Origin of the sequence: Streptomyces sp. NPDC015130 (assembly GCF_043080005.1) — a bacterium.
Lineage (GTDB): Bacteria > Actinomycetota > Actinomycetes > Streptomycetales > Streptomycetaceae > Streptomyces.
In genome coordinates this window covers 488,173-509,634 of sequence record NZ_JBIBVC010000002.1, presented here as the reverse complement: position 1 = coordinate 509,634, position 21,462 = coordinate 488,173, and the positions used below count along the sequence as shown (strand labels likewise).

15 protein-coding genes are annotated in these 21,462 nt (G+C 73.5%); 11 read left to right on the top strand and 4 right to left on the bottom strand.

Going from position 1 to position 21,462, the window contains the following annotated elements:
* Positions 1-45: 45 nt before the first annotated feature.
* The 3 genes from ACF08F_RS05540 to ACF08F_RS05530 form a co-directional block, all read right to left on the bottom strand.
* Positions 46-651: a DNA-binding response regulator gene (locus tag ACF08F_RS05540; RefSeq protein ID WP_392297179.1), complete on the bottom strand. Its 606-nt coding sequence runs from the start codon at positions 649-651 to the stop codon at positions 46-48.
* A gap of 257 nt (positions 652-908) precedes the next feature.
* Positions 909-3,194: a TOMM precursor leader peptide-binding protein gene (locus ACF08F_RS05535; RefSeq protein ID WP_392297178.1), complete on the bottom strand. Its 2,286-nt coding sequence runs from the start codon at positions 3,192-3,194 to the stop codon at positions 909-911.
* Positions 3,195-3,231: 37 nt separating this feature from the next.
* Positions 3,232-3,549, bottom strand: a complete 318-nt coding sequence (locus tag ACF08F_RS05530) for a hypothetical protein (protein WP_392297177.1) — start codon at positions 3,547-3,549, stop codon at positions 3,232-3,234.
* 399 nt (positions 3,550-3,948) lie between these two features.
* Here ACF08F_RS05530 and ACF08F_RS05525 point away from each other — a divergent pair, with 399 nt between their 5' ends.
* Positions 3,949-5,145 carry a sensor histidine kinase gene (locus tag ACF08F_RS05525; RefSeq protein WP_392297176.1) on the top strand — a complete coding sequence of 399 codons (1,197 nt, stop codon included), beginning with the start codon at positions 3,949-3,951 and terminating at the stop codon, positions 5,143-5,145.
* A 14-nt stretch (positions 5,146-5,159) separates the two neighbouring features.
* On the opposite strand, the gene ACF08F_RS05520 is transcribed toward ACF08F_RS05525, so the two are convergent.
* Entirely contained in the window at positions 5,160-5,615 is a 456-nt protein-coding gene (locus tag ACF08F_RS05520; RefSeq protein ID WP_392297175.1) for a DUF6059 family protein, read from the bottom strand.
* Between the two features lie 285 nt (positions 5,616-5,900).
* On the opposite strand from ACF08F_RS05520, the gene ACF08F_RS05515 reads away from it, so the two are divergent.
* The 10 genes from ACF08F_RS05515 to ACF08F_RS05470 all read left to right on the top strand — a co-directional run bounded on the left by ACF08F_RS05515 (position 5,901) and on the right by ACF08F_RS05470 (position 21,461).
* Positions 5,901-6,626 (top strand): alpha/beta fold hydrolase, encoded by a 726-nt coding sequence (locus tag ACF08F_RS05515; protein ID WP_392297174.1) that lies wholly within the window; start codon positions 5,901-5,903, stop codon positions 6,624-6,626.
* Between the two features lie 126 nt (positions 6,627-6,752).
* Positions 6,753-8,534 carry an acyl-CoA dehydrogenase gene (locus ACF08F_RS05510; protein WP_392297173.1) on the top strand — a complete coding sequence of 594 codons (1,782 nt, stop codon included), beginning with the start codon at positions 6,753-6,755 and terminating at the stop codon, positions 8,532-8,534.
* On the top strand, positions 8,531-9,436 hold the full coding sequence (locus ACF08F_RS05505) for a 4'-phosphopantetheinyl transferase family protein (protein ID WP_392297172.1): 906 nt from the start codon (positions 8,531-8,533) through the stop codon (positions 9,434-9,436). The genes ACF08F_RS05510 and ACF08F_RS05505 overlap by 4 nt, the downstream gene beginning before the upstream one ends.
* 195 nt (positions 9,437-9,631) lie before the next feature.
* A complete protein-coding gene (locus tag ACF08F_RS05500) occupies positions 9,632-9,892 on the top strand; it encodes an acyl carrier protein (RefSeq protein ID WP_392297171.1) in 261 nt (86 codons plus the stop codon).
* Positions 9,889-10,941: a 3-oxoacyl-ACP synthase III family protein gene (locus tag ACF08F_RS05495; protein ID WP_392297170.1), complete on the top strand. Its 1,053-nt coding sequence runs from the start codon at positions 9,889-9,891 to the stop codon at positions 10,939-10,941. The genes ACF08F_RS05500 and ACF08F_RS05495 overlap by 4 nt, the downstream gene beginning before the upstream one ends.
* Complete coding sequence (locus ACF08F_RS05490; RefSeq protein WP_392297169.1) at positions 10,941-12,809, top strand: HAD-IIIC family phosphatase; 1,869 nt, start codon at positions 10,941-10,943, stop codon at positions 12,807-12,809. Before ACF08F_RS05495 ends, ACF08F_RS05490 begins: the two co-directional genes overlap by 1 nt.
* Positions 12,799-13,098: an acyl carrier protein gene (locus ACF08F_RS05485; protein ID WP_392297168.1), complete on the top strand. Its 300-nt coding sequence runs from the start codon at positions 12,799-12,801 to the stop codon at positions 13,096-13,098. The genes ACF08F_RS05490 and ACF08F_RS05485 overlap by 11 nt, the downstream gene beginning before the upstream one ends.
* A complete protein-coding gene (locus tag ACF08F_RS05480) occupies positions 13,095-13,850 on the top strand; it encodes a 2-oxo acid dehydrogenase subunit E2 (protein ID WP_392297167.1) in 756 nt (251 codons plus the stop codon). The genes ACF08F_RS05485 and ACF08F_RS05480 overlap by 4 nt, the downstream gene beginning before the upstream one ends.
* A complete protein-coding gene (locus ACF08F_RS05475) occupies positions 13,847-15,184 on the top strand; it encodes an FAD-dependent monooxygenase (RefSeq protein WP_392297166.1) in 1,338 nt (445 codons plus the stop codon). The genes ACF08F_RS05480 and ACF08F_RS05475 overlap by 4 nt, the downstream gene beginning before the upstream one ends.
* The gene (locus ACF08F_RS05470; RefSeq protein WP_392297165.1) at positions 15,177-21,461 is read left to right on the top strand and encodes an SDR family NAD(P)-dependent oxidoreductase; all 6,285 of its coding nucleotides are present in this window, start codon (positions 15,177-15,179) and stop codon (positions 21,459-21,461) included. The genes ACF08F_RS05475 and ACF08F_RS05470 overlap by 8 nt, the downstream gene beginning before the upstream one ends.
* The last annotated feature ends 1 nt before the right edge of the window (position 21,462 follow it).

The following is a 21,462-nucleotide window of genomic DNA, read 5'->3' as shown; positions in this document are numbered from 1 at the left end:
ACCGTGACGGATTCACGGTCCGGGTCCATGTCCTGTGTCCGGGGCTCAGAGCCAGCCGGAGGACTGCGCGATGCGGATGGCGTCCACGCGGTTGCGGGCGCCCAGTTTGTAGACGACCGCGGTGAGGTAGTTCCGGACGGTGCCGGACGAGAGGTAGAGCGCGCCGGCGATCTCCTCGACGTCGTCGCCGTCGGCCGCGAGCCGCAGGACGTCCGCCTCGCGCGGGGTCAGCGGGGACTCGGCGGCGCCGAGCGCCGCGAGCATCAGCTGAGGGTCGAAGACGCGCTCGCCCTTGGCGATGGCGCGGATCGCCTCGGCGAGCCGGCCGGGCTCCGCGTCCTTCAGGAGGAAGCCGCGCACCTGCGCGTCCAGGGCCCGGCGGAGATTGCCGGGCCTGCCCAGGCTGGTGAGGATCAGCACCCGGGCCCCCGCCCCTCGCCGGTGCAGCTCCTCGGCGGCCGCGATGCCGTCGACGCCGGGCAGTTCGATGTCGAGGATCGCCACGTCCGGCTTCAGTTCCTCGACGCGCGCCACGATCTCGCTGCCGGTCTCCAGTTCGGCGACGACCTCGATGTCGGGCTCCAGGGAAATCAGCTCCACCAGAGCACGGCGCAGCATGCGCATGTCTTCGGCGATCAGGATCCTGATCAAACTTCGTTCCACCCCCCGTGGACTCCGTTGACTAGTCGACTCTGTCGACGGGGATGGAGCGTACTGGCTATTTTCGATCGCCGCGCGGGGGTGGGACGGCCTGATTCGTACGAAGACGGGGGCGGCCGCTCCACGGCCGCCCCCGTCGTCATCGAGGGTTCACACGAACGTAAGAGGTACTGACGAGTGGGGCGTGTTGCGAAAGTAGCGCCGGCCGCCCGTCGGGCAGGCGGGACTTTCGCAACACGCCCTACTCGTCAGAGGAAGAGCGGGACCGGGTTCAGCTCTTCGTACGGGGTCGGGGCGGCCGCCCTGCCGAGGGCGACGGGCACGTCGAAGAGCCGGCCGGGCGCGAAGCGGTCCCAGAAGTGGCGCATGCCGGGCACGATCACCTTGACCACCGGCAGCCCGACGTCGGGGCGGGTCTGGTCGAGGACGAGCAGCTCCATGCCCCGCTCCCGGACCGCCGCCGCGATCGCGGCGACGTCGTCGCGGAGGTCGGCGCGCGGGGCGTACGCGAAGTCGGCGGGGCCGCGCAGCGGGGCCGCGGGGTCCGGCAGCAGGTAGGGGTGGGCCGCGGTGGTGGCCGTCCGCCACCAGCTCAGCAGCCGCTCGTCCTGGCAGCCGTAGCCGCTGCCGTCGGCCCGGACCTCGGCCACGGACGGCATCATCTGGTTCGCCTCGGCGAGCGCGCGGCAGAGCGCGACCTTCGGGTCGAAGTGCGCGCCGAAGCCGAACAGGATGTCCTCGGCGGACTTGTCGGTACGCCGGGTGACGGCGGCGAAGGTCGGGACGCCGAAGTCGGCGGTCACGTCGAGGACCCACACCTCGCGGCCGAGCGAGGCGTGCAGCTCCCGCATCCGGCCGATCCACGGCTCGTCGAAGGCGTCGAGGTCGACGGCGGCGTGCCGGGTGCGGTTGTACCACCAGAGGGCGACCGCGTCCCGCTCGACCAGCTCCAGGAAGCCCTGGACGATCGCGTCCTCCCGGCTGCTGCCGGCGGCGTTGCCGTTCGAGTCGGCCCGGACGTTACCGAGACCGGGGGTGCGGGGGGCGTCGAAGTAGAGCAGCGCGGTGGGGAGCAGCCGGTGTTCGCCGCGGGTCACCGACCAGACCGGCGTCCAGTCGACGGGCGCGTCCCCGTCGAAGGGCTCCATGCCCTGGCGGGGGTCGTACAGCTGGCAGGCGTCGGGGTGGACGGCCCGGTCCGCGACCTCGCGCCAGCTCGCCCGGACGGTCGGCTCGTCGCCCTCGTACATCCCGGAGTGCCGCTCCAGGGACTCGCACAGGGCGCCGACCCGGGCGTCGAGCTCGGTCATGCCCTTGCCGCCGCTCTCGCTGCGCAGCTGGGAGGCGGGACCGGTCAGTCCGCGCGGGCCCCGGGCGTGGTTGTGTCCGGCGCGGAAGGAGTTGAGGCCGGCGGGGCCGCGGGTGTCGCGCTGCACGGCCTTGACGACGCCGGTGACGGGGCTGATGAGGTGCTCGTACCGGCGCAGGGTCTGCTCGGCGGTGGCGGAGCGGTGGCCCGAGCCGGTGAGATCGGCCTTGGGGCGGGAGTCCACGGTGACGGGGGCGAGGACCCGGCGCGCCACCAGGCCGGGGTCGCCGCACCCCGGGCACTGCGGGCGGGCCCGCAGCGGGTGGACCCGGGTCGTGAGGCTGATGGTGTCGAAGGTGAGGACGCCGTCCTGGCCGGGGTGGCGGTGCCCGCCCAGCCACTTGACGCACTCGGCGACGGCGAGCTGGTTGCCGAGGAGGAGGCTCGCGGGCGTCTCGGCCGGCGGATGCGCGACCGGACGGCCGAGGGCACGGCTCAGATGGGTCTCGGCGCCCCGGTGGCCCGAGATCCGGTGCGACAGGCACTGCCAGCAGGGGCCGTCGTCGGGCCGGAACAGCGGGCCGATCCAGGGGGTGGTGCCGTGCGGCTTCGCGAGCAGCCAGGGCGTGCCGGCCGCGCGCTGCTCCGCGTCGACCTCGGCGAGCTCGGGGTCGAGGTAGTTGTCGCAGACGACGAGGGTGAGTTGGGCGGGGACACGGCCGCCGATGCCGTCCCCGCCCTCCTGACCGTACGTGTCGTGCGGGCTGCCCGGGCCGTGGAGCACGGCCGGGCCGCCCGGTGCGTCCGCATCGTTTCGGCTGTCCGCGAGGAGCAGGCCCGAGGCGGTGCAGGCCTGCTCGGCCGACTGTGCGTCGGCGCCTCCGACGGCCCGGACCCGGACGGTCGAGAGGGATAACGGGCCCGGCGCGCCGGCCAGTTCCCAGTACGCGGCGGCCGCCGCCGCCGTGGGGTTCACGGGGACCGGATCGCGGGTCAGGAGGTCGGCCTCGTTGAGACGGCCGACCGCCAGGGCCACGTCCCGGGGCGAGCAGTGGGGAGAGGCGTCGGCGACGAGGGACCGGAAGTCCCTGGTGCCGTCGAGGAGCGGTGCGACGACCGCGACCCGCGCGTCGTCGAAGGCGGTGATGCCCCGTTCGGAGATGACGTACGTCGCTTCGCCGGGCACCACTTCGGCCCGCAGATGTTCCTTGAACCCCATGCGCATGCGTGTGCCCCTCCCCTTACGTGTCGGACGTACGGATTCAGTGGCCGGCGGAGGGCAGCGGAGCCAGGGCCGCGGCGGGCAGGGCGCGGATGCAGAGGGTGAGCAGGGTGGTGCCGTCGGGGGCTATCGCGGCGTACTCCTCGGTGACGGCGCCGAGGCCGGTGGTCGCCGGGATGACCGGGGCGGTGGCGCCCTCGTCGAGGTCGATGCCGGACTCCTTCAGGACGGCGTCCGGGTCGCTGGCGTAGCGGGCGGCGAAGGCCGGGTCCACGAAGGTGTGGAGCATGAGCTCGGCGAAGGCCAGCTCCTGCTCGATCGAGCCGATCTCAAGGGCCGTGGCGACAGACTGGTTCATGGCAACTCCCGTGATGTCAGCGGTTGGTGAGGGCCGGTGAGGCTCGATAGGAGTAGACGAAACTTCGCGACATCTCCACAAGTGATCGCCTCACCCTCACTGACATGAGATTTTCACCACGGTGACAAATCGGTTCTGCGGGGAGATCCGACCGCCATACGGACATCCGGACGCCCAGAATCCGGCCACGGAGCGACATGAAGCGGATCCATGTGGTTATGATCCGGCCATGGGTGGCCCCGGGGGAGGGGCCGACAGGGGGGGCTGGATCCGATGACAGCACAGGGCACCTCTCGCCTGAGACTCACCGCGCTGCGGCCGTGTGCCACAGAGCGCGCCGGCGGTAAAAGGGAGTTGTCGGCCATCAGTTCAGCGGCTCCCGCCCCCCGGATCGCGAACGTGCTGGTCGTGGTGGTCTTCCTCGGGTATCTGCTGATGCAGGCGGTCAACGTGCTGGACCGTGCGCCGGGAGGGTCGGAGCTGGCCGCCTGTCTCACCATTCCGCCGGTCCTCGCGGCCCTCCAGTACGTGCACTTCGCGCCGAACCTCACGCACCTCAGGCAGCGGCTGCACCCCTGGTCGCTGATCCTCCAGGCCCTCGTCACCTTCGTCCCGTTCGCCTTCTTCGGATGGCACTGGGGAGGCATGGCGGGCTTCCTTGCCGGATCGTTCCTGCTCCGGCTGTCGCCGGTCCTGGGCTGGGTGTTCTACGGACTCACCGTCACCGGCGTCATGGCCATCTCGGCGACCGAGCAGCTGCGGCCCGTCGACATCGCCTACATGGGCGTCTCGACCGCCCTCACCGGCCTCGTCCTGTACTCCATGGCCCGGCTCGCGATGCTGGCCACCGCCATCCACGACTCGCGCGGCGAGCTCGCCCGCATGGCCGTCGCCAGGGAGCGGCTCCGGTTCGCCCGGGACCTGCACGACCTGCTCGGCTACAGCCTCTCCTCCATCACGCTGAAGAACGAGCTGATCCAGCGGCTGATCGTCAGCAACCCGCAGCGCGCCTGCGAGGAGGTCACCGAGGTCCTCGGCATCTCCCGGCAGGCCCTGGCCGACGTCCGTGAAGTGGCCCGCGGCTACCGGGACATGTCGCTCCTCGTCGAGGCCGAGTCCGCCGGGTCGGTGCTGAAGGCGGCCGGCATCACCGCCGAGATCGAGGTGGAGTGCACAGGGCTCTCGTCGATCGCGAACACGATCCTGGCGACCGTGCTGCGGGAGGGCGTCACCAACGTCCTCCGGCACAGCCAGCCCCGGAACTGCTGCGTCAGGGCGAGCGAGGACCCCGAGCGCAAGGGCTTCTTCCGGCTGGAGATCGTCAACGACGGGGTGGGGCTGAAGGGGCTCGTCGCCTCCGACAGCACCGGGACGGGACTCACCAACCTGGCGGCCCGGGCCGCCGCCGTGGGCGGCCGGCTGAGCAGCGGGGTGGAGCCCGGGGGCACCACCTTCCGCCTCGTCGTCACCGTTCCGGCCGACGCGGCCGCGGTGAAGGACGGTTTAGCCCTCCTGACGGAGGACCCCCGGACGGTCTGCGACGACGAGCCCGCGGCGGTCGAGCGCCCCACCGTGGAGTCGCGGCGCAGCGCCTGACCGGGGAACGGACCTCACACGCCCTTCAACTGCCGGGCCAGGCCCAGCTCCAGCTCGCTCAGCGGTACGTCCACGCAGAGCCGCTCCGGGTGCCCGGGCGGCGGACCGGGCGGTGTGCCGAGCCTCCCGGCCGGCCTCCCGGCGGGGTGCCGGGCCGGACGCCCGGCGGAGCCGCCGGCCGTGCTCCCGGCCGCGGCAGGGCCGGTGTCGCCGTCCCGGGACGGACCCGTGGACGGGGACGGGCCGGTGGGCGCGGGCGAGGCGGTGGCCGCGGCCGTGGTTCCGGACCCCGAGTCGTGGCCGGTGCCGGTCCCCGGCCCCTGCTCCTCCGGACGGTCCCCGTACAGGATCCGCCGCAACTGGTCCTCGGGCAGCGGAAGCCAGAGGGCTCCGAAGGCCACCAGGGCCCGGTAGCAGCCCCGGGCCACCCGTATCACCTGCCGCAGGGCGTGGTTCAGCACTCCGTGCACCGATCGACCTCCGTCTCGGTCCGTGGGCGGCGGCCGGGGCCGGGGGAACCCACGGGCCGCCGCCGTCCCCGGAGCGTCGTCCGCCCCGCTCACGTGCCGCTCGAACGCGGGTGGAGCGGCGACGAAACGGTCCCGCTTCAGAGGTGGTGACCGGAGGCTCCGACGAGATTCGAGCGGACGGTGCCAGCATGCCCTCCGGGGTTGTCCCGCCGTGCGCCGAACGGACACCTCGCCCAGGCCGCTGTCAGGCCGATGCCAGGCCGTGGCCGCCGAGAGGAGTGAGGGATGGCCGTGCGCGACATCCGTCGGGGGCCGGTGCCCTCGAACGGTCCGGACCCGGTCTGGTGGAGCGGCGGAGCGGATCCCGAACGGCCGCTCGTCCTCGTCGTCGGCGGCGCCCTGGGCGGCGGCCCGGAGTGCGCCCGGCTCCTCTGCCGGCTCGTCGCCCACGGCCACGCGGTGGTCGCCGCACGACTGCCCCGGCCCGTGCCGTGCGCCGAGTGCACCGCGGCCTCCGTCACCCGGCTGATCGACCGCCACGCCCGCACCACGGACACCCGGCGCACCCGGGTGATCGGCTTCGACCTCGGCGGCCGGCCCGCGCTCGCCGCCGCCGCGACCGACCACCGGATCGCCTCCGTCCACCTCGTCGGCACCCCCGTCTCCCGCCTCTTCGAGGAGCCCGACCGGATCCTCGACCTGCCCCCGGCGACGGTCGGCGCGCTGGTGAAGGCCACCGGGGCGACGGGCGGCGAGCAGCTCCCGTACCTCCTCAAGGGCCTGGCGCTGCTCCCCGAGCAGCTCTACGAGATCCGGGGCCCGGTGTGGGTCGGCCACGCCCCCGACGACCCCCTCACCACCCCGCAGGACCTGGCCCTGCTCAAACTGACCCTGGAGAGCTCCGTGTTCCACGCCTTCGCCCCCACCGGGGGGACGACACCGCGCGGCGGGGCCGTCCACCGCTGGCTGGCCGACGGGGTCCGCAGGGCGGGTCCGCCGCCGGCGCGCTGACACTTCCCCGCGATACCCCGGAAGGGCCACGTACGGGTCGACTCCCGGTCAAGGCTGTCTCCAGCGACTTTCGACATGGTGCGAGGGATTGTCCGCCGATGCCCCCTCTGACGCCCTGGGGTGACCATGTACGAACCCGATGAACTGATCGCCGCCGCACTCGGTGCCGATCCGCAGTGGCAGCCCGACCGGCTGACGCGCGCCCGCTCCCGGGTCGCCGAGATCGAAGACGGTCTCGGCGACCCCTGGAGCCCTGACAACCCCGTCGGCCTCGCCGCCGTCCTCGCCGCCGACGACTCGGGGGAGAGCTCCGTCATCGGCATCCGGCGGTTCCAGAACCTCGGCATGCCGGCCGAGATGGTGCCGGTGGAACTAGGCGGCAAGATGGCCGGTGTCGACCTCCTCGGCCTCGTCATGCGGCCGTTCTTCCGCCGCGACCCGGCCCTCGCCTTCAGCCACGGCTTCACGCCCTTCCTCGGCGCGCAGATGGTGTGGCTCAACGGGGACGCCCGCCAGCGCTCCCGGATGGCCAACGTCGTCCTGCGCGGCGGCATGGTCGGCGTGGCCTGCCAGCGCTTCGAGCACGAGAGCGAGTTCCACGCCCAGGAGTTCACCGCCTCCTGGGCCGAGGACGGCATGCTGCGGCTCAACGGCAGCAAGGGCGCCATCAACAACGCCCACACCGCCGAGCTGATCGTCGGCTTCGTCTCCACCGGTGACGGAGCCACCGACTACTCGATCCTCATGTTCGACCCGGCCTCCGTGCCGCCCTCCCGGGTGCGCGCGCTGCCCCGGCACCGGACGACCGGCGTCCGCGGAGTCCAGGCCGCCGGCCTCGAATTCCTCGACTGCCCGCTGCCCGGCGAGTCCCTCGTCGGCACCTGGGGCGACGGCGTGGCGCTCAGCCTGCGCGCCTACCCGGCCGTGCACGCCGCCTTCCCGTCGATGGCCATCGGCCTCGCCGACACCGCCCTGCGCTCCGCCGTGCGCGCCGCCCAGGAGCGGGACTACGGCAGCCAGGGGCTGGTGGGCGACGCCTCGGCGCGCTCCGCGCTCGCCGGCACCTTCGCGGACCTGTTGATCTCGGACTGCCTGTCCCTGACGGCCGCCCGCTCCACCCACCTGCTGCCCGAGCAGTGCGACGTGCTCGCGGCGGTCACCAAGTACATCGTCCCGAAGATCGTCGGCGAGGCGCTCTACGACCTGTCGGCGGTGATGGGCGACGCCTTCCACGCGGAGAGCGGGCACGACGCCGTCTTCCGCAAGCAGCTGCGCGACCTCTCCACGATCACCTTCGGACACGTCAGCAGCGCGATCTGCCAGTCCGTCATCGCGCCCTACCTGCCGGCCCTCGCCTTCGTCGACCCGGACGCCGCCACCACCCCCGCCGACCTGTTCCGGCTGGAGGTGCCGCTGCCCCCGCTCGACGGCGAGCGGCTCTCCGGCTTCGGCGGCGACGACCGGCTCCTCGACTACCTGAGGCACGCCGCCGGACGACTGCCCCTCGCGCTCACCGGCCTCCCGCACGCCGAGCTGCTCACCGGCCTCGTCGCCGGGCTGTGCGAGGAGGCCGCCGAGATCCGCCGGGAGGCCGCCGCGCTCACCGACGACGGCGGTGAGGACGGGCTGCTGTTCGACACGCGGACCTTCCCGCTCAGCGAGCGGTACGCCCTGCTGCTCGCCGCCTCGGCCTGCGTGGGCGTCTGGCTCAACGCGGGCGTCGGCCCGGACGAGTTCCTCGACGAACCGGCCTGGCTCGCCCTGGCCCTCCACCGGCTGCTGCGCCGCATCGGCCGCTCCGTACCGCCGCTGCCCCGCGAGATCGAGGCCCTCACCTGCGAGGAGGTCCTGGCGCGGGTCCGCGTCCCGCAGAGCCTCGACCTGCTGCGGACCGGACTCGCGGGATGAGGGCAGCCGCGCCCGACCGGGTGCTCCCGCCCGCCCCCGACCGGGTCTTCCCGCCCGAGCCGAGCTACGTCGGCGGCCCGGCCGGGCCCTGGGCCAACCTCCTGCGCGACCTGGAGAGCTCCGGCTTCGGCATGGTGCACGCCTCGCTCGACGAGTGGCGCACCCAACTGCCGCCCGAGGACGAGCGCAAGGAGCTCCTCGGGCGGGACTGGGAGCGGTACAGCAAACTCGCGGGCACCCATCTGAGGGAACGGTTCCTCGCCACCCGCATGCTCATCCGCCACACCGCCGCCGTCGCCCTGGGCACGGAACCGTACGCCCTGGAGCTGCGGTACGGGCTCAACGGCCGCGTCCACCTCCGGGGCTACGACCAGATCGACGTCAGCCTCAGCCACACCGCCGACCTGCTCCTCTGCGGCATCACCTCCCTCGGCGTCGTCGGCATCGACACCGAACCGGCCGACCGCCGGCTCAGCGGCCAGGACGTCGAACGGCTGATGTGCACCGAACCGGAACGCAAGAGGATCGCCCGCGCCCCCGAGGCGGAACGCAACGGGCAGCTCCTCGGCCTCTGGACGCTGAAGGAGGCCTACAGCAAGGCGCTGGGGCAGGGACTCCGCTTCCCCTTCACCGAGTTCGGCTTCCGCGTCGAAGGCGGCGAGGGCGGGGGAGCGGGCCCCGGCGGGCCGGGCGACGGGACCGTCCACGCACGGCTCGAACGCGCCGACGGCACGCTCGTCGAGGACCACACCTGGCGGTTCGCCACCTGTCCCGTCCCCGGCGGCCACGTCGCCGCCGTGGCCCTCCAGGACACCCGGCGCTCCGGCCGGCCCGACACCCGGGCCAGCACCGCCCTGAACCGCCAGATCCTGGCCGCCATCAAGCGGTCCAGGCCCGCCTGACCTGGATCTACCTGCACTCAAGGGGACGTCGAGTCACCCCCGCCAAGGTAAAGGAGCCGGTGGGGCCCCCTCGGGATCCGAGGAGGTTTCACACCGCAGGCGCCCGGGACGGGGCAGTCGGCCACAAGCTCGCTGCCCCGCCCCTGATCTCGCGCCGGAGCGGATGAATCTGCCGTGGTGAAGGGGTAATTGACGATGGCACAACTCACCCTGCGGGAGCTGGGCGAGATCCTTCTCGAGTTCCAGGACCGGGATTCGCCGGGAGTCCTCGACACCGGCAGCCTCGACGTCGTCTTCCAGGACCTGGGGTACGACTCGCTGGCGCTGCTCCAGACCACCGGCCGTATCCAACGCGAGTACGGCGTCGAACTCGACCGGGACGGAGTGGCCTCGGCGGAGACGCCGCGCGCGCTGCTCGACCTGGTCAACACCACATTGACTGGAGCGACGGCATGAGGCTCACCGGATTCAGCGAAGTACTTCCGGGCGAACCCGTCACCAATCGGGACATGGCCGAGCGGTTCGGCCTGCACGAGAAGTGGCTGGACATGATGACGGGGAACCGGACGCGCTACTTCTGCGCGACGGACTCCCCACCCTCCGTACCCAAGAGCACCGGCGACCTCGCCGTCGCCGCGGCCACCGCGGCCCTCGCGGACGCCGACGTGGACGTCGCCTCGCTCGACTTCCTCGTCCTGACGACCGCGTCGCCCGACCACCTGATGCCGGCCACCGTCAACCTGGTCGCCGACCGCATCGGACTCAACGACGTCCCCACCTTCCAGCTCATGTCGGGCTGCGCCGGCGCGCTCACGGGCCTCTACACCGCCCGCGCGCTCCTCGCCTCCGGGCTCCGCCGCGGCCTCGTCATCGGCGCCGACACCTGCCTCAACTTCTTCCCCTCCAGCGGGCAGATCGAGGCCATGTCGCCGGCCGAGCTCATCAACTTCGCCCTCTTCGGGGACGGCGCCGGCGCGGCCGTCGTGGACGCCGACCCGGACGGTCCCGGCCTGCTCGTCGAGCACCTCTTCCTGCGGACCACGGGCATGGGCCGCAAGCCCGCGCAGACCGCCCGCTGGTTCGGCATCGAGGGGGCCCCGCTCCTGGACGGCCCCGACGGCCCGTACCGCGAGTCCTGGGGCGAGGAGGACTACAAGGCCATCGAGCACCACGTGCCCGAGCACGCCGAGTCCATCTTCAAGGAGCTCACCGCCGAGACCGGCTGGCAGCTCGACGAGGTCGAGCACGTCCTCCTCCCGCAGCTCAACGGCGTCATGACGGACTCCATCCGCAAGCGCCTCGGCGTCCGCCCCGAGCAGGCCGTCAACTGCGTCGCGGACACCGGCAACAACGGCAACGCCGTGCCCTTCATCCAGCTCAACCGGGCCATGCGGCGCATCCGCTCCGGCCTCGGCGTCGAGGGCCGGCTCCTCGTCGCCAACGTCGAGTCCTCCAAGTGGATCACCTCGGGCCTCGCGCTCCGCCACCAGAACGGAGCCCGGTGATGACCGGCGACGCCCTCACCGAACTCCGCGCCCTCAAGCGCGCGGGCATCGCGGACTCCGCCGGCCGCGTCCCCGGACTGCTCCGCTCGATCGACGACGCCCTCGACCGCGAGGCCGCCGGGATGCTCCTCGGCGGCCGGGCCGCCAAGGCCGCGCTCGCCGGCACCGGCCGGTACACGCCGGTCGCCCTCGGGCTGCTCGCGAGCTCCACCGTCGACCCGCTGCCCCACCTGCTGACCGCCGCGCTCCTCGCCGAGGGCGTCCAGCCCGAGACCGGCACCACCGGCTTCAACCAGTGGCGGTTCGAGATCCTCTCCGGCGCCCCGAACCTCAAGGAGCTCGCCCCCGCGGTCACCGCCTGCCTCCTCGACGACACCGCCGTCTTCGAGAAGGTCGCCGACCCGCTGGACCCCGCCGAGGTCGAGGCGCGGTGCGCCGCCCTCCCCGCCGAGCTCGACGCCTGGCTGACGGCCTTCGAGGGCGCGCCCGGCGGCGTCGCCGTGCTCAACACGCTGCCGCTGTCGGCGCTGCGCCGCGACCGCTACGTCGACTACGCCACCAAGGCCCGCGTCGAGGCGGCCTGGCACCGCATGAACGCCGGGATCCTCGACCTCGCCGGCCGCCCGAACGTCGTGGTGCTCGCCACCGACTCCCTCGCCGCGCGCGCGGGCTCGGCCGCCGCCACCGACCGGATGCGGCACATCGCCGGCCACGCCTGGAGCCAGGAGTTCCTCGACGCGTACGCCCGCGAGGTCGCCCGGGTCGTCCTGGCCCGCCTCGGCCGCGCCAGGAAGTGCCTCGTCCTCGACCTCGACCACACCCTGTGGGGCGGCGTCGTCGGCGACGACGGCATCCCCGCGCTGAAGATCGGCGGCTCCTTCCCGGGCTCCGCCCACGCCGAACTCCAGTCGCTCGCCAAGGACCTGTCCCGGCAGGGCGTCCTCCTCACGGTCTGCTCCAAGAACGACGACTCCGTCGCCCGCGAGGCCGTGGCCGGCCACCCCGACATGGTCCTCGGCCCGGACGACTTCTCCGCCTTCCGCGCCAACTGGGACCCGAAGCCCGGCAACGCCGCCTCGATCGCCGCCGAACTCAACATCGGCACCGACTCGATGGTCTTCGTCGACGACAACCCGGCCGAGCGCGGCCTCATGGAGGCCCAGCGCCCCGAGATCGCCGTCGTCGCCCTGCCGGACGACCCGGCCGGGTACGCCTCCGCCCTCGCCCGCGCAGGACTGTTCAACCAGTTCGCCCTCACCGAGGAGGACCGCGTCCGCGGCTCCCTCTACCGGGCCCGCGCCCAGCGCGACGAACTGCGCCAGACCGCCGTCAGCGTCGAGGACTACCTCCGGGAGCTGGCCTCCGAGATCACCGTCGAGGAGTACGGGACCCTCAACGGCGCCCGCATCACGCAGCTCTTCGGCAAGACCAACCAGTTCAACCTGACCGGCATCCGCTACGGCGCCGACGAGGTCGCCCGGCGGGTCGAGACCGGACAGGCCGCCTTCTTCGGCGTCCGGGCCACCGACGCCTTCGGCGACAACGGACTCGTCGGCGCCCTGGCCCTCGTACGGGAGACCGACGGGGACTGGACGATCGAGAACTTCGTCCTCTCCTGCCGGGTCTTCTCCCGCTCCATCGAGCAGGCCGTCGTCGGCCTGGTCCTGCGCGCCGCGCGCGACGCCGGGGCCCCCGGCGTCCGCGGCCGGCACGTGCCCACGGCCAAGAACGGCCGCTTCGCGGACTTCTACCCCTCCCTCGGATTCACCGGGCAGGACGGCGACTTCCGCCACGACCTCACTCAACTCGCCGAACTGCCCGACTGGGTGGCGGTCGGCACCGGCGAAGGGAAGTTCCATGCCGCCTGAGGCGACCTCCAACCAGCCTTCCGAGCACGACCGGGACGCCGCCGTGGCGTTCGTCGTCGAGGCCGTCGCGCAGCTGCTCGACGTCGACGAGGACACCCTCGCCCTCGACGCCCCCCTGGAGGCCATCGAGGGCTGGGACTCGGTCAACCAGCTCCGGATCCTCGTCTTCCTGGAGCGCGAGCTCGGCGCCTCCCTCGACTACGACCGGTTCACCGCCGCCGAGACCCTCGGCGAGCTGGCCTCCCTCGTCGCCGACACCGAGGCCGAGGCCGCCGGGGCCCGGACATGAGCGCGGTCACCGCCCCGCTGCCCGCCGCCCGAAAGCAGACGCTGGTCTTCCTGGAGGACGCCCGGCGCACCTCCCACGTCTACCTGATGGCCGAGGTCGACGCCTCCGCCCTCCGGGCCGCCCGCCGCCGGGCCGCCACCCCGGTCAGCTACGTCAGCTACGTCGTCAAGGCCGCCGCCGACGTCCTCGCCGACTACCCGGACGCCCGCGCCGTCATCCTCGGCGGCCGCTCCCCGAAGCTGACCACCTCGCCCGAGGTGCACGCCAAGGTCCTCTTCGACAAGACCGTCGAGGGCCAGCGGTGCGTCGTCTCCGGCATCGTGCGGGACGTCCAGGCCCTCGACGTGACCGCCGTCCAGTCCGCCATCGACCTCTACAAGACGGCGGACGTCGACGACCAGGGCCCCTTCGCGAACATCAAGCGCCTCCAGCGGCTCCCGCTGCCGGCCTTCCGCGCCGTCTACCGGACCATGATGCGCAACCCGGCCCGCCGCGCCGCCCTCCAGGGCACCTTCGCCGTGACCTCCATCGGTCACGAGCGGGTCGGCGCCATCCTGCCGCTCATCACCGGAACGCTCGGCCTGGGCGTCGGCCACATCGCCGACGCCCCCGTGGTGCGCGACGGCGCCGTCGCCGTCGCGCCCGTCTTCACCCTCTCGCTCGTCTTCGACCACCGCGTGCTCGACGGTGCGATGGCCGCCGAAATCCTCGCGGGCATCAAGAACCGCCTGGAAAACTGGGAGTTGGCATGACCGAATCCGCCCACCGGGGCAGCTCCGCCGGAATACCCGACGACACCGACGTCCTGATCGTCGGAGGCGGTCCCGCCGGCTCCCTGCTCGCCTGCCTGCTGGCCCGCCGCGGCATCAGCACCGTCCTCGTGGAGAAGCAGACCAGCCTGGAGCGCAGCTTCCGCGGCGAGACGATCGCCGCGCCCTCGGTGCTCTCGCTCAACCAGCTGGGCTTCGGTCCCGCGCTGCGCGAGCACGGCTTCCTGGAGACCACCGCCGTCACCACGATCGCCGAGCAGCGCCCCGTCCTGCGCGTCGACTACGCCAAGTTCGCCGGCCTGCCGCTGCCCATCGACATCCCTCAGCCCGGCCTGATCCGCATCTTCAACCGGCACACCGAGGTGTTCCCGAACCACACCTACCTCTCCGGCTGGTCCTTCGCCTCCCTCGTCGAGGAGGGCGGGACCGTCCGCGGCGCCGTCCTCAGCAGGCGCGGCGAGAAGGTCACCGTGCGGTCCCGGATCGTCATCGGCGCCGACGGCCGCTTCTCCAAGGTCCGCAAGGCCTCCGGTCTCGTCGCCGACGTCCAGCCGATGGCCCGCGACTTCCTCTCCTTCCTGGTGCCCCGCCCGCCGGAGTGGGGCAGCGAGGCCCAGCTCGTCATCGAGGGCGACCGCCACCTGGTGGTCCTGCCGACCTTCCCCGACTCCCTGCGCATCGGGCACAACCTGCCCAAGCGCGGCCTCGGGGACCTGCGGGCCGCCGGCTTCGAGTCCTTCAAGCGCGGCATCATGGCGATCTCCCCGCAGCTCGCCCCGCTCGTCGACGAGCACCTGCACACCTGGGACGACACCGGCTTCCTGGAGATCTTCACCGCCGAACTGGAGGAGTGGGCCCGCGACGGCCTGCTGCTCATCGGCGACGCCTCGCACACCGCGACCCCCATCCTCGGCCAGGGCGTCAACCTTGCGATGCAGGACGCCATCACCATCGTCCCGGTGATCGCCGCGTCCCTCGCCAAGGGCGGCCGGGACCGCGTCGTCACCAAGGCCGAGCTCGCCGACTTCGTCGCCAAGCGCCGCGCCCACAAGATCCACGTCACCGGCTTCCAGCGGATGCAGGAAGGCCTCCTCGCCATCGGCGACCCGCGCGGCATCAAGCTGCGCCGCCTCCGCTTCCGGGTGCTCAACTCGCTCCCCGGCAAGTACCGGATCTTCAACAAGGTCATCAACGCCCGGCACGAGATCGACCCCGTCGACCTCGCCGCCGCCCGGAACGCCCCCGCGCCCGCGCCCGCGACCGCCGCCGCCCCCGCGAACGTCAGCCCGATCCTGCACGAGGTGAGCCATGACTGAGCTGCCACAGAACGACGACGGGTCCGGCGGCGGGCACGGTGAGGGCCAGGAGGACCCCTCGCGGCTCATCGCGATCGTCGGCATGGCCGGCAAGTTCCCCGGCGCCCCCGACGTGGACCGCTACTGGAAGCTCCTGACGGCGGGGGAGGAGGCGGTACGCCCCGTACCGCCCGAGCGCTGGGACACCTCCGCCCAGCTCGACCCCGTCAAGAAGATCCCCGGCTTCGCCGGACTCGTCGACGACGTCGACCAGTTCGACCCCGGCTTCTTCGGCATATCCCCCCGCGAGGCCGAGGAGATCGACCCGCAGCAGCGCCTCATGCTGGAGGTCGGCTGGCAGACCCTGGAGGACGCGGGCATCCCCGCCGCCAAGGTCCGCGGCACCCGCACCGGCGTCTACGTCGGCGCCCTCTGGCACGACTACGAGATCGCCCGCAAGGAGCGCGGGGTCCAGACGACCCAGCACAGCGCCGTCGGCAACGGCCTCGACATCGTCGCCGCCCGCCTCTCGTACTTCCTCGGCCTGAACGGCCCCAGCCTCGTCGTCCAGACGGGCTGCTCCTCCGGCCTGGTCGCCCTGGACCTCGCCGTCGGCGCCCTGCGCTCCGGCGAACTCGAAGGCGCCCTCGTCGGCGGCGTCAACCTGATCCTGACGCCCGACAACTCCATCGGCCTCACCCACTTCGGCGGCCTGTCGCCGGACGGCCACTGCCGGGCCTTCTCCGCCCAGGCCAACGGCTTCGTCCGCGGCGAGGGCGCCATCAGCCTCTACCTCAAGCGGCTCGACACGGCCCTCGCGGACGGCGACCGCATCCACGGCGTCATCGTCAACAGCGCCGTCAACAACGACGGCGGCGGCCACAGCCTCGTCTCCCCGAACGTCGAGGCCCAGACCGGCCTGCTCCGCCGGGTCTACGCCGACGCCGGCGTCCACCCCGACCGCCTCCGCTACGTCGAGGCGCACGGCACCGGCACCCTGCGCGGCGACCCGATCGAGGCCGAGGCCCTCGGCACCGCGCTCGGCACCGCGCGCAGCGCCGAGGCCGGCCCCCTCCTCATCGGCTCGGCCAAGTCGAACATCGGCCACCTGGAGGCGGCGGCCGGACTCGCGGGCATCGTCAAGACGATCCTCGCGCTCAAGCACCGCACGATCCCCCGCACCCTCCACGTGGAGGAGCTCAACCCGAACATCCCCTTCGGCGAGCTCAACCTCCAGGTCGCCTCCCAGCCGGCCGACATCCCCGTCGACGGCACCTGGTACGCGGGCGTCAACTCCTTCGGCTGGGGCGGCACCAACGCCCACGTCGTGCTCCGCACGCCCCCGGCGCCCCAGGAGCCCCCGGCCGACGAGGCCACCGGCCCGCTGCTGCTGCCCCTCACCGGTCACAACGACGCCGCCCTGCGGCAGCGCGCCGCCGACGTGCTCGACGCCCTGCCCGAGGACGCCACCCCGGCCGAGGCGGTCGCCCTCACCGCGACCCTCGGCCGCGAGCGCGACCACTTCGCCGCCCGCACCGCCGTCGTCGCCGGGAACGCCGGCGAACTCCTCGACCGGCTCCGCGCCTTCACCGAGGCCGCGCCCGAAGCCGAGCTGCCCGGCACCTTCACCGGGCGCGCCAAGGAGCGCGGCAAGGTCGCCTTCGTCCTGCCCGGCCAGGGCTCCCAGTGGGCCGGCATGGGCCAGGACCTCTACGAGCGGTCGCCGGTCTTCGCCGAGACCGTACGGCGCTGCGCCGAGGCCCTCGCCCCGCACATCTCCTGGGACCTCACGGCCGTCCTCTCCGGCGCCGCCGGCGACGACTGGCTCGACCACAACGACCAGGTCCAGCCCACCCTGTGGGCCATGTCCATCGGCATCGCCGAGATGTGGCGGGCCGCCGGCGTCGAGCCCGACGTCGTCATCGGACACAGCCAGGGCGAGGTCACCGCCGCCACCATCGCCGGCCACCTCTCCTACGAGGACGGCGCCCGCATCATCGCCGTGCGCAGCGCGCTCGCCAAGCGCACCGCGGGCCGCGGCCGGATGCTCGCCGTCGACCTCGACGTCGAGGGCGCCCTCAAGGCGCTCGACGGCTTCGAGGACACCGTCTCCCTCGCCGTCAACAACGGACCCTCGTCCTGCGTGCTCTCCGGCGACACCGACTCCGTCCTCATGCTCCGCGAACTCCTGGAGGCCGACGGCACCTTCTGCCGCCTGGTCAACGTGGACTACGCCTCGCACTGCCACCACATGGACGAGCTCACCGACGAGCTGATCGAGGTCCTCGCGCCGATCCGCCCCCGGCGCGGCGCCGTCCCCCTCATGTCCACGGTCGTCGGCCGCGAGCTCGACGGCGACTCCCTCGACCCCGCCTACTGGGCCGCCAACCTCCGGCAGCCGGTGCTCTTCGCCGACGCCCTCGGCAAGCTCCTCGACGCCGGCGTCACCCACGTCGTCGAGATCAGCCCCCACCCGGTGCTCTCCCCGGCCGTGGAGCAGCTCGCCGCCACCCGGGAGGGGCCGGTCGCCGTCCTCGGCAGCCTCCGCCGCCAGGAGGGCTCCCTCGACGACTTCACGCAGGCCCTCGCCCGCGCGTACGTCCAGGGCCTCGCCCCCTTCGGCGGACTGCCCTCCCGGGCCGGCGCCCCCGTGCCCGCCTACCCCTGGCAGCGCTCCCGCTTCTGGCTGCCGGACGCCGTGCGCCGTACCGCCGGACCCGGCGGACTCGCCTTCGAGTTCGCGCCGGCCAGCACCGAGCAGGACGTCCACGAGGGCCGCACCGAGCTGTCCCTCAACGACCTGCCGTGGCTCCGCGACCACCAGGTGTACGACGCCGTCGTGCTGCCCGGCGCCGCCATGCTGGCGCTCGCCGTCGCCGCCGCCCGCGCCCGCACCGGCGAGAACCCCGGCGCCCTGCACACCGTCCGCTTCCGCAGCGACCTCACCCTCACCGACGAGCCCGTCCGTCTCGGCGCCGTCTGGCGCGAGGACGGGGTTGCGTCGGCGGGCTTCACCCTCAGCTCGCTGGCCCCCGGGGCCGACGGCTGGACCCGGCACGCCACCGCCCGCGTCGGCGGCGACACCGACCCCGACCTGCCCGCCTTCCCCGGCACGCCCGCGGGCGCCCGGGACGTCGAGCCGGACGACTTCTACGCGTCCTGCGGCGAGCGCGGCCTCAACTACGGGTCCGCCTTCCAGGGCCTGCGCGCCCTCAGCCTCGCCGAGCGCGAGGCACTCGCCGAGGTACGGCTCCCGGACCGCTGCCTCGCCGGGGTCCGCCCGGGCGAGCTGCACCCCGCCCTGTGGGACGCGGCGCTCCAGACCACCCTGGCCCTGCTGCCCGGCGACGCGACCGTCGTCCCCACGGCCGTCCGGCGCGTCGACTACGCCCTGCCGCGCGACGCCCACGTCACCGTGCTCCTGGCCCACGCCGTCCGCAACGAGGACGACACCTTCGACCTGGTCTGCTACGACGAGGACGCGCGGCCGCTGCTGCGGATGGCCGGACTCGCCTTCCAGACCATCGAGACGGCCACCGCCGAGGGCGTCGACCCGGCCCGCCTGCACCGCTTCGCGTTCCGGCCCGCCGAGGAGGCGCCCGCCGCCACCGACCGCGCCCCCGGGCACTGGGTGGTCTGCGACGCCTCCGGGCGCGGCGCCGAGCTCGCCGCCGCGCTCACCGCCGCCGGCGCCAGCATCGACGTCCTGAAGGCCGACGGGGCCGACGCCGACACCCTCGCCGCCGCGCTCCGCGAGAGCGACCGCGCCGCCGGCCTCGTCTTCCTCGCACCCGGCGCCGACCGGGGCCTGGACGCCCAGCGCGCCGGACTGCTCACCCTCGCCGGGGCGGTCAAGGCGGTCACCGCCCTGCCCGTGCCGCCGCGGACGTTCGTCGTCACCGACGGCGCCCAGACCGTCCCCGCCGACCGGGCGCCCGACCCGGGCGCGGCCCTCTACTGGGGCTTCGGCCGCGTCCTGCGCCGCGAGCACCCCGAACTGGCCGCCACCCTCCTCGACGTCCGCACCGGCGGCGACGACTGGGCCGGGAACTGCGCCCGGCAGCTGCTCGTCGCCGACGCGGAGGACCAGGTCGTCCTGCGCGGCACCGACCGCCACGTCGGCCGGGTCGTCCGCGGCGAGGAGACCGAGGACACCGTCGCTGCCGCCTGGGCCGGCCCCGCCCAGCCCTTCCGGCTCAGCCCCGACGGCACCGGGCTCTGGGAGGGCCTCGCCTTCCGCCCGTACGCCAGGACGGCGCCCGCCGCCGGACAGGTCGAGGTCGAGGTCACCGCCGCCGCCCTCAACTTCATCGACGTGATGAAGGCGATGGGCACCTACCCCGACACCTCCGCCGGAGCGGGCCTCATCGGCGGCGAGTGCGCCGGCGTCGTCGCCGCCGTCGGCCCCGGCGTCACCGGCCTCGCGGTCGGCGACCGGGTCGTCGCCTGCGGCTTCGGCGCCGTCGCCTCCCACCTCACCGTGCCCGCCGGACACGTCAGGCCCGTCCCCGCGGCCCTGACCGACGCCGAGGCGGCGGGACTGCCCCTCGTCACCGCCACCGCCTGGTACGCGCTCGCCGAGCAGGCCGGTCTGGAGGCCGGCGAGACCGTACTGATCCACTCGGCGGCCGGCGGCCTCGGCCTCGCCGCGGTCGGCGTCGCGAAGGCGCTCGGCGCCACCGTCATCGCCACCGCCGGCACCGAGTCCAAGCGGGCCGGACTGCGCGCCCTCGGCATCGACCACGTCTTCGACTCCCGGGACCTGTCCTGGGCCGAGGACGTCGCCTGGGTCACCGGCGGCCGGGGCGTGGACGTCGTCCTCAACTCGCTCTCCGGCGCGGCCATCGACCTCGGTCTCGCCGCACTCGCCGAGGACGGCCGGTTCGTCGAGGTCGGCAAGCGGGACATCTACGCCTCCCGCACGATCAGCCTCCGCGACTTCGCCAAGGGCATCAGCTTCTCCGCCGTCGACGTCGCCGGGCTCATCACCCGCCGCCCGGAGCGCTTCGCGCGCCTCCTCGACGCCGTCTGGCAGAAGGTCACCGACGGCACCCTGCCGCCGCTGCCCGTCACCCCGTACGCCTTCGACCGGGCCGCCGAGGTGCTCCGCACCATGGCGCGCGGGGAGCACACGGGCAAGCTGGTCCTCACCGAGCCCGGCCGGGTCACCGCCGTCGTACCGGAACCGCTCCCCGAGGGGCGGCTGCGCCCCGACGCGAGCTACCTCCTCAGCGGCGGGCTCGGCGCGCTCGGCCTGTCCCTGGCCGAGCACCTCGTGGACCACGGCGCCCGGAGCCTCGTCCTCCTCGGCCGATCGGCGCCGAGCGACGCGGCCCTGGCGCGGATCGGGGAGCTGCGGGAGCGCGGCGCCACCGTCACCACCTTCCCGGTGGACGTCGCCGACCGGGACGGGCTCGCCGCCGCACTCGACCGCGTACGGGCCGAACTACCGCCCCTGAGGGGCGTGTTCCACGCCGCCGGCGTCCTCGACGACGCCGTCCTCGCCAACCTCACCGGCGCCCAGCTCGACAAGGTCCTCGCCCCCAAGGTGGACGGCGCCCGGCACCTGGACGCCCTCACCGAGGACGATCCCCTGGACCTGTTCGTCCTCTTCTCCTCGGTCGCCGGCCTCGTCGGCAACCCCGGACAGGCGGGCTACGCGGCGGGCAACGTCTACATGGACGCCCTCGCCCAGGCCCGAAGGCACCGCGGCAGGCCCGCGCTCGCCGTCCAATGGGGACCCTTCGCCGACATCGGCCTCGCCGCCGACGAGGCGATCCGCGGCGAACGCCTCGCCGACCACGGCATGACCGGCTTCACGGCCGCCGAGGGCTGGCAGGCGCTGTTCCACCTCCTGGACGCCCCGGGACAGGTCGTGTCGTACGTCCCCCTGGACGCCCGGCACTGGTTCGACGCGTACCCGGAGACGGCCGCACAGCCCAGCTGGCGTGCCATCGCCGAGCTCGCCAAGGACGGCGCCGCCGCCGGCGGCGGCGCCGAGGAGTTCCTCGGCCGGCTGCGCGGCTCCTCCGACACGGAGCGGCCCGTCCTCGTCGAGGGCAAGATCCGTGAACTCGCAGGCCGTGTACTGCGGCTCGAGGCGGGCTCCATCGACCGTGAAGCTCCTTTCAAGTCACTTGGGTTGGACTCACTGATGAGCCTGGAGCTGCGCAACCGCCTCGAAATGGCCTTCGGGATGAAGCTGTCGCCCACGCTGCTGTGGACCTACGGCACCACCGCGGCGCTCGCGGGGATGCTCACCGGACGCATCGGCGGGAGCGACGAAGCCCACCCGTAGG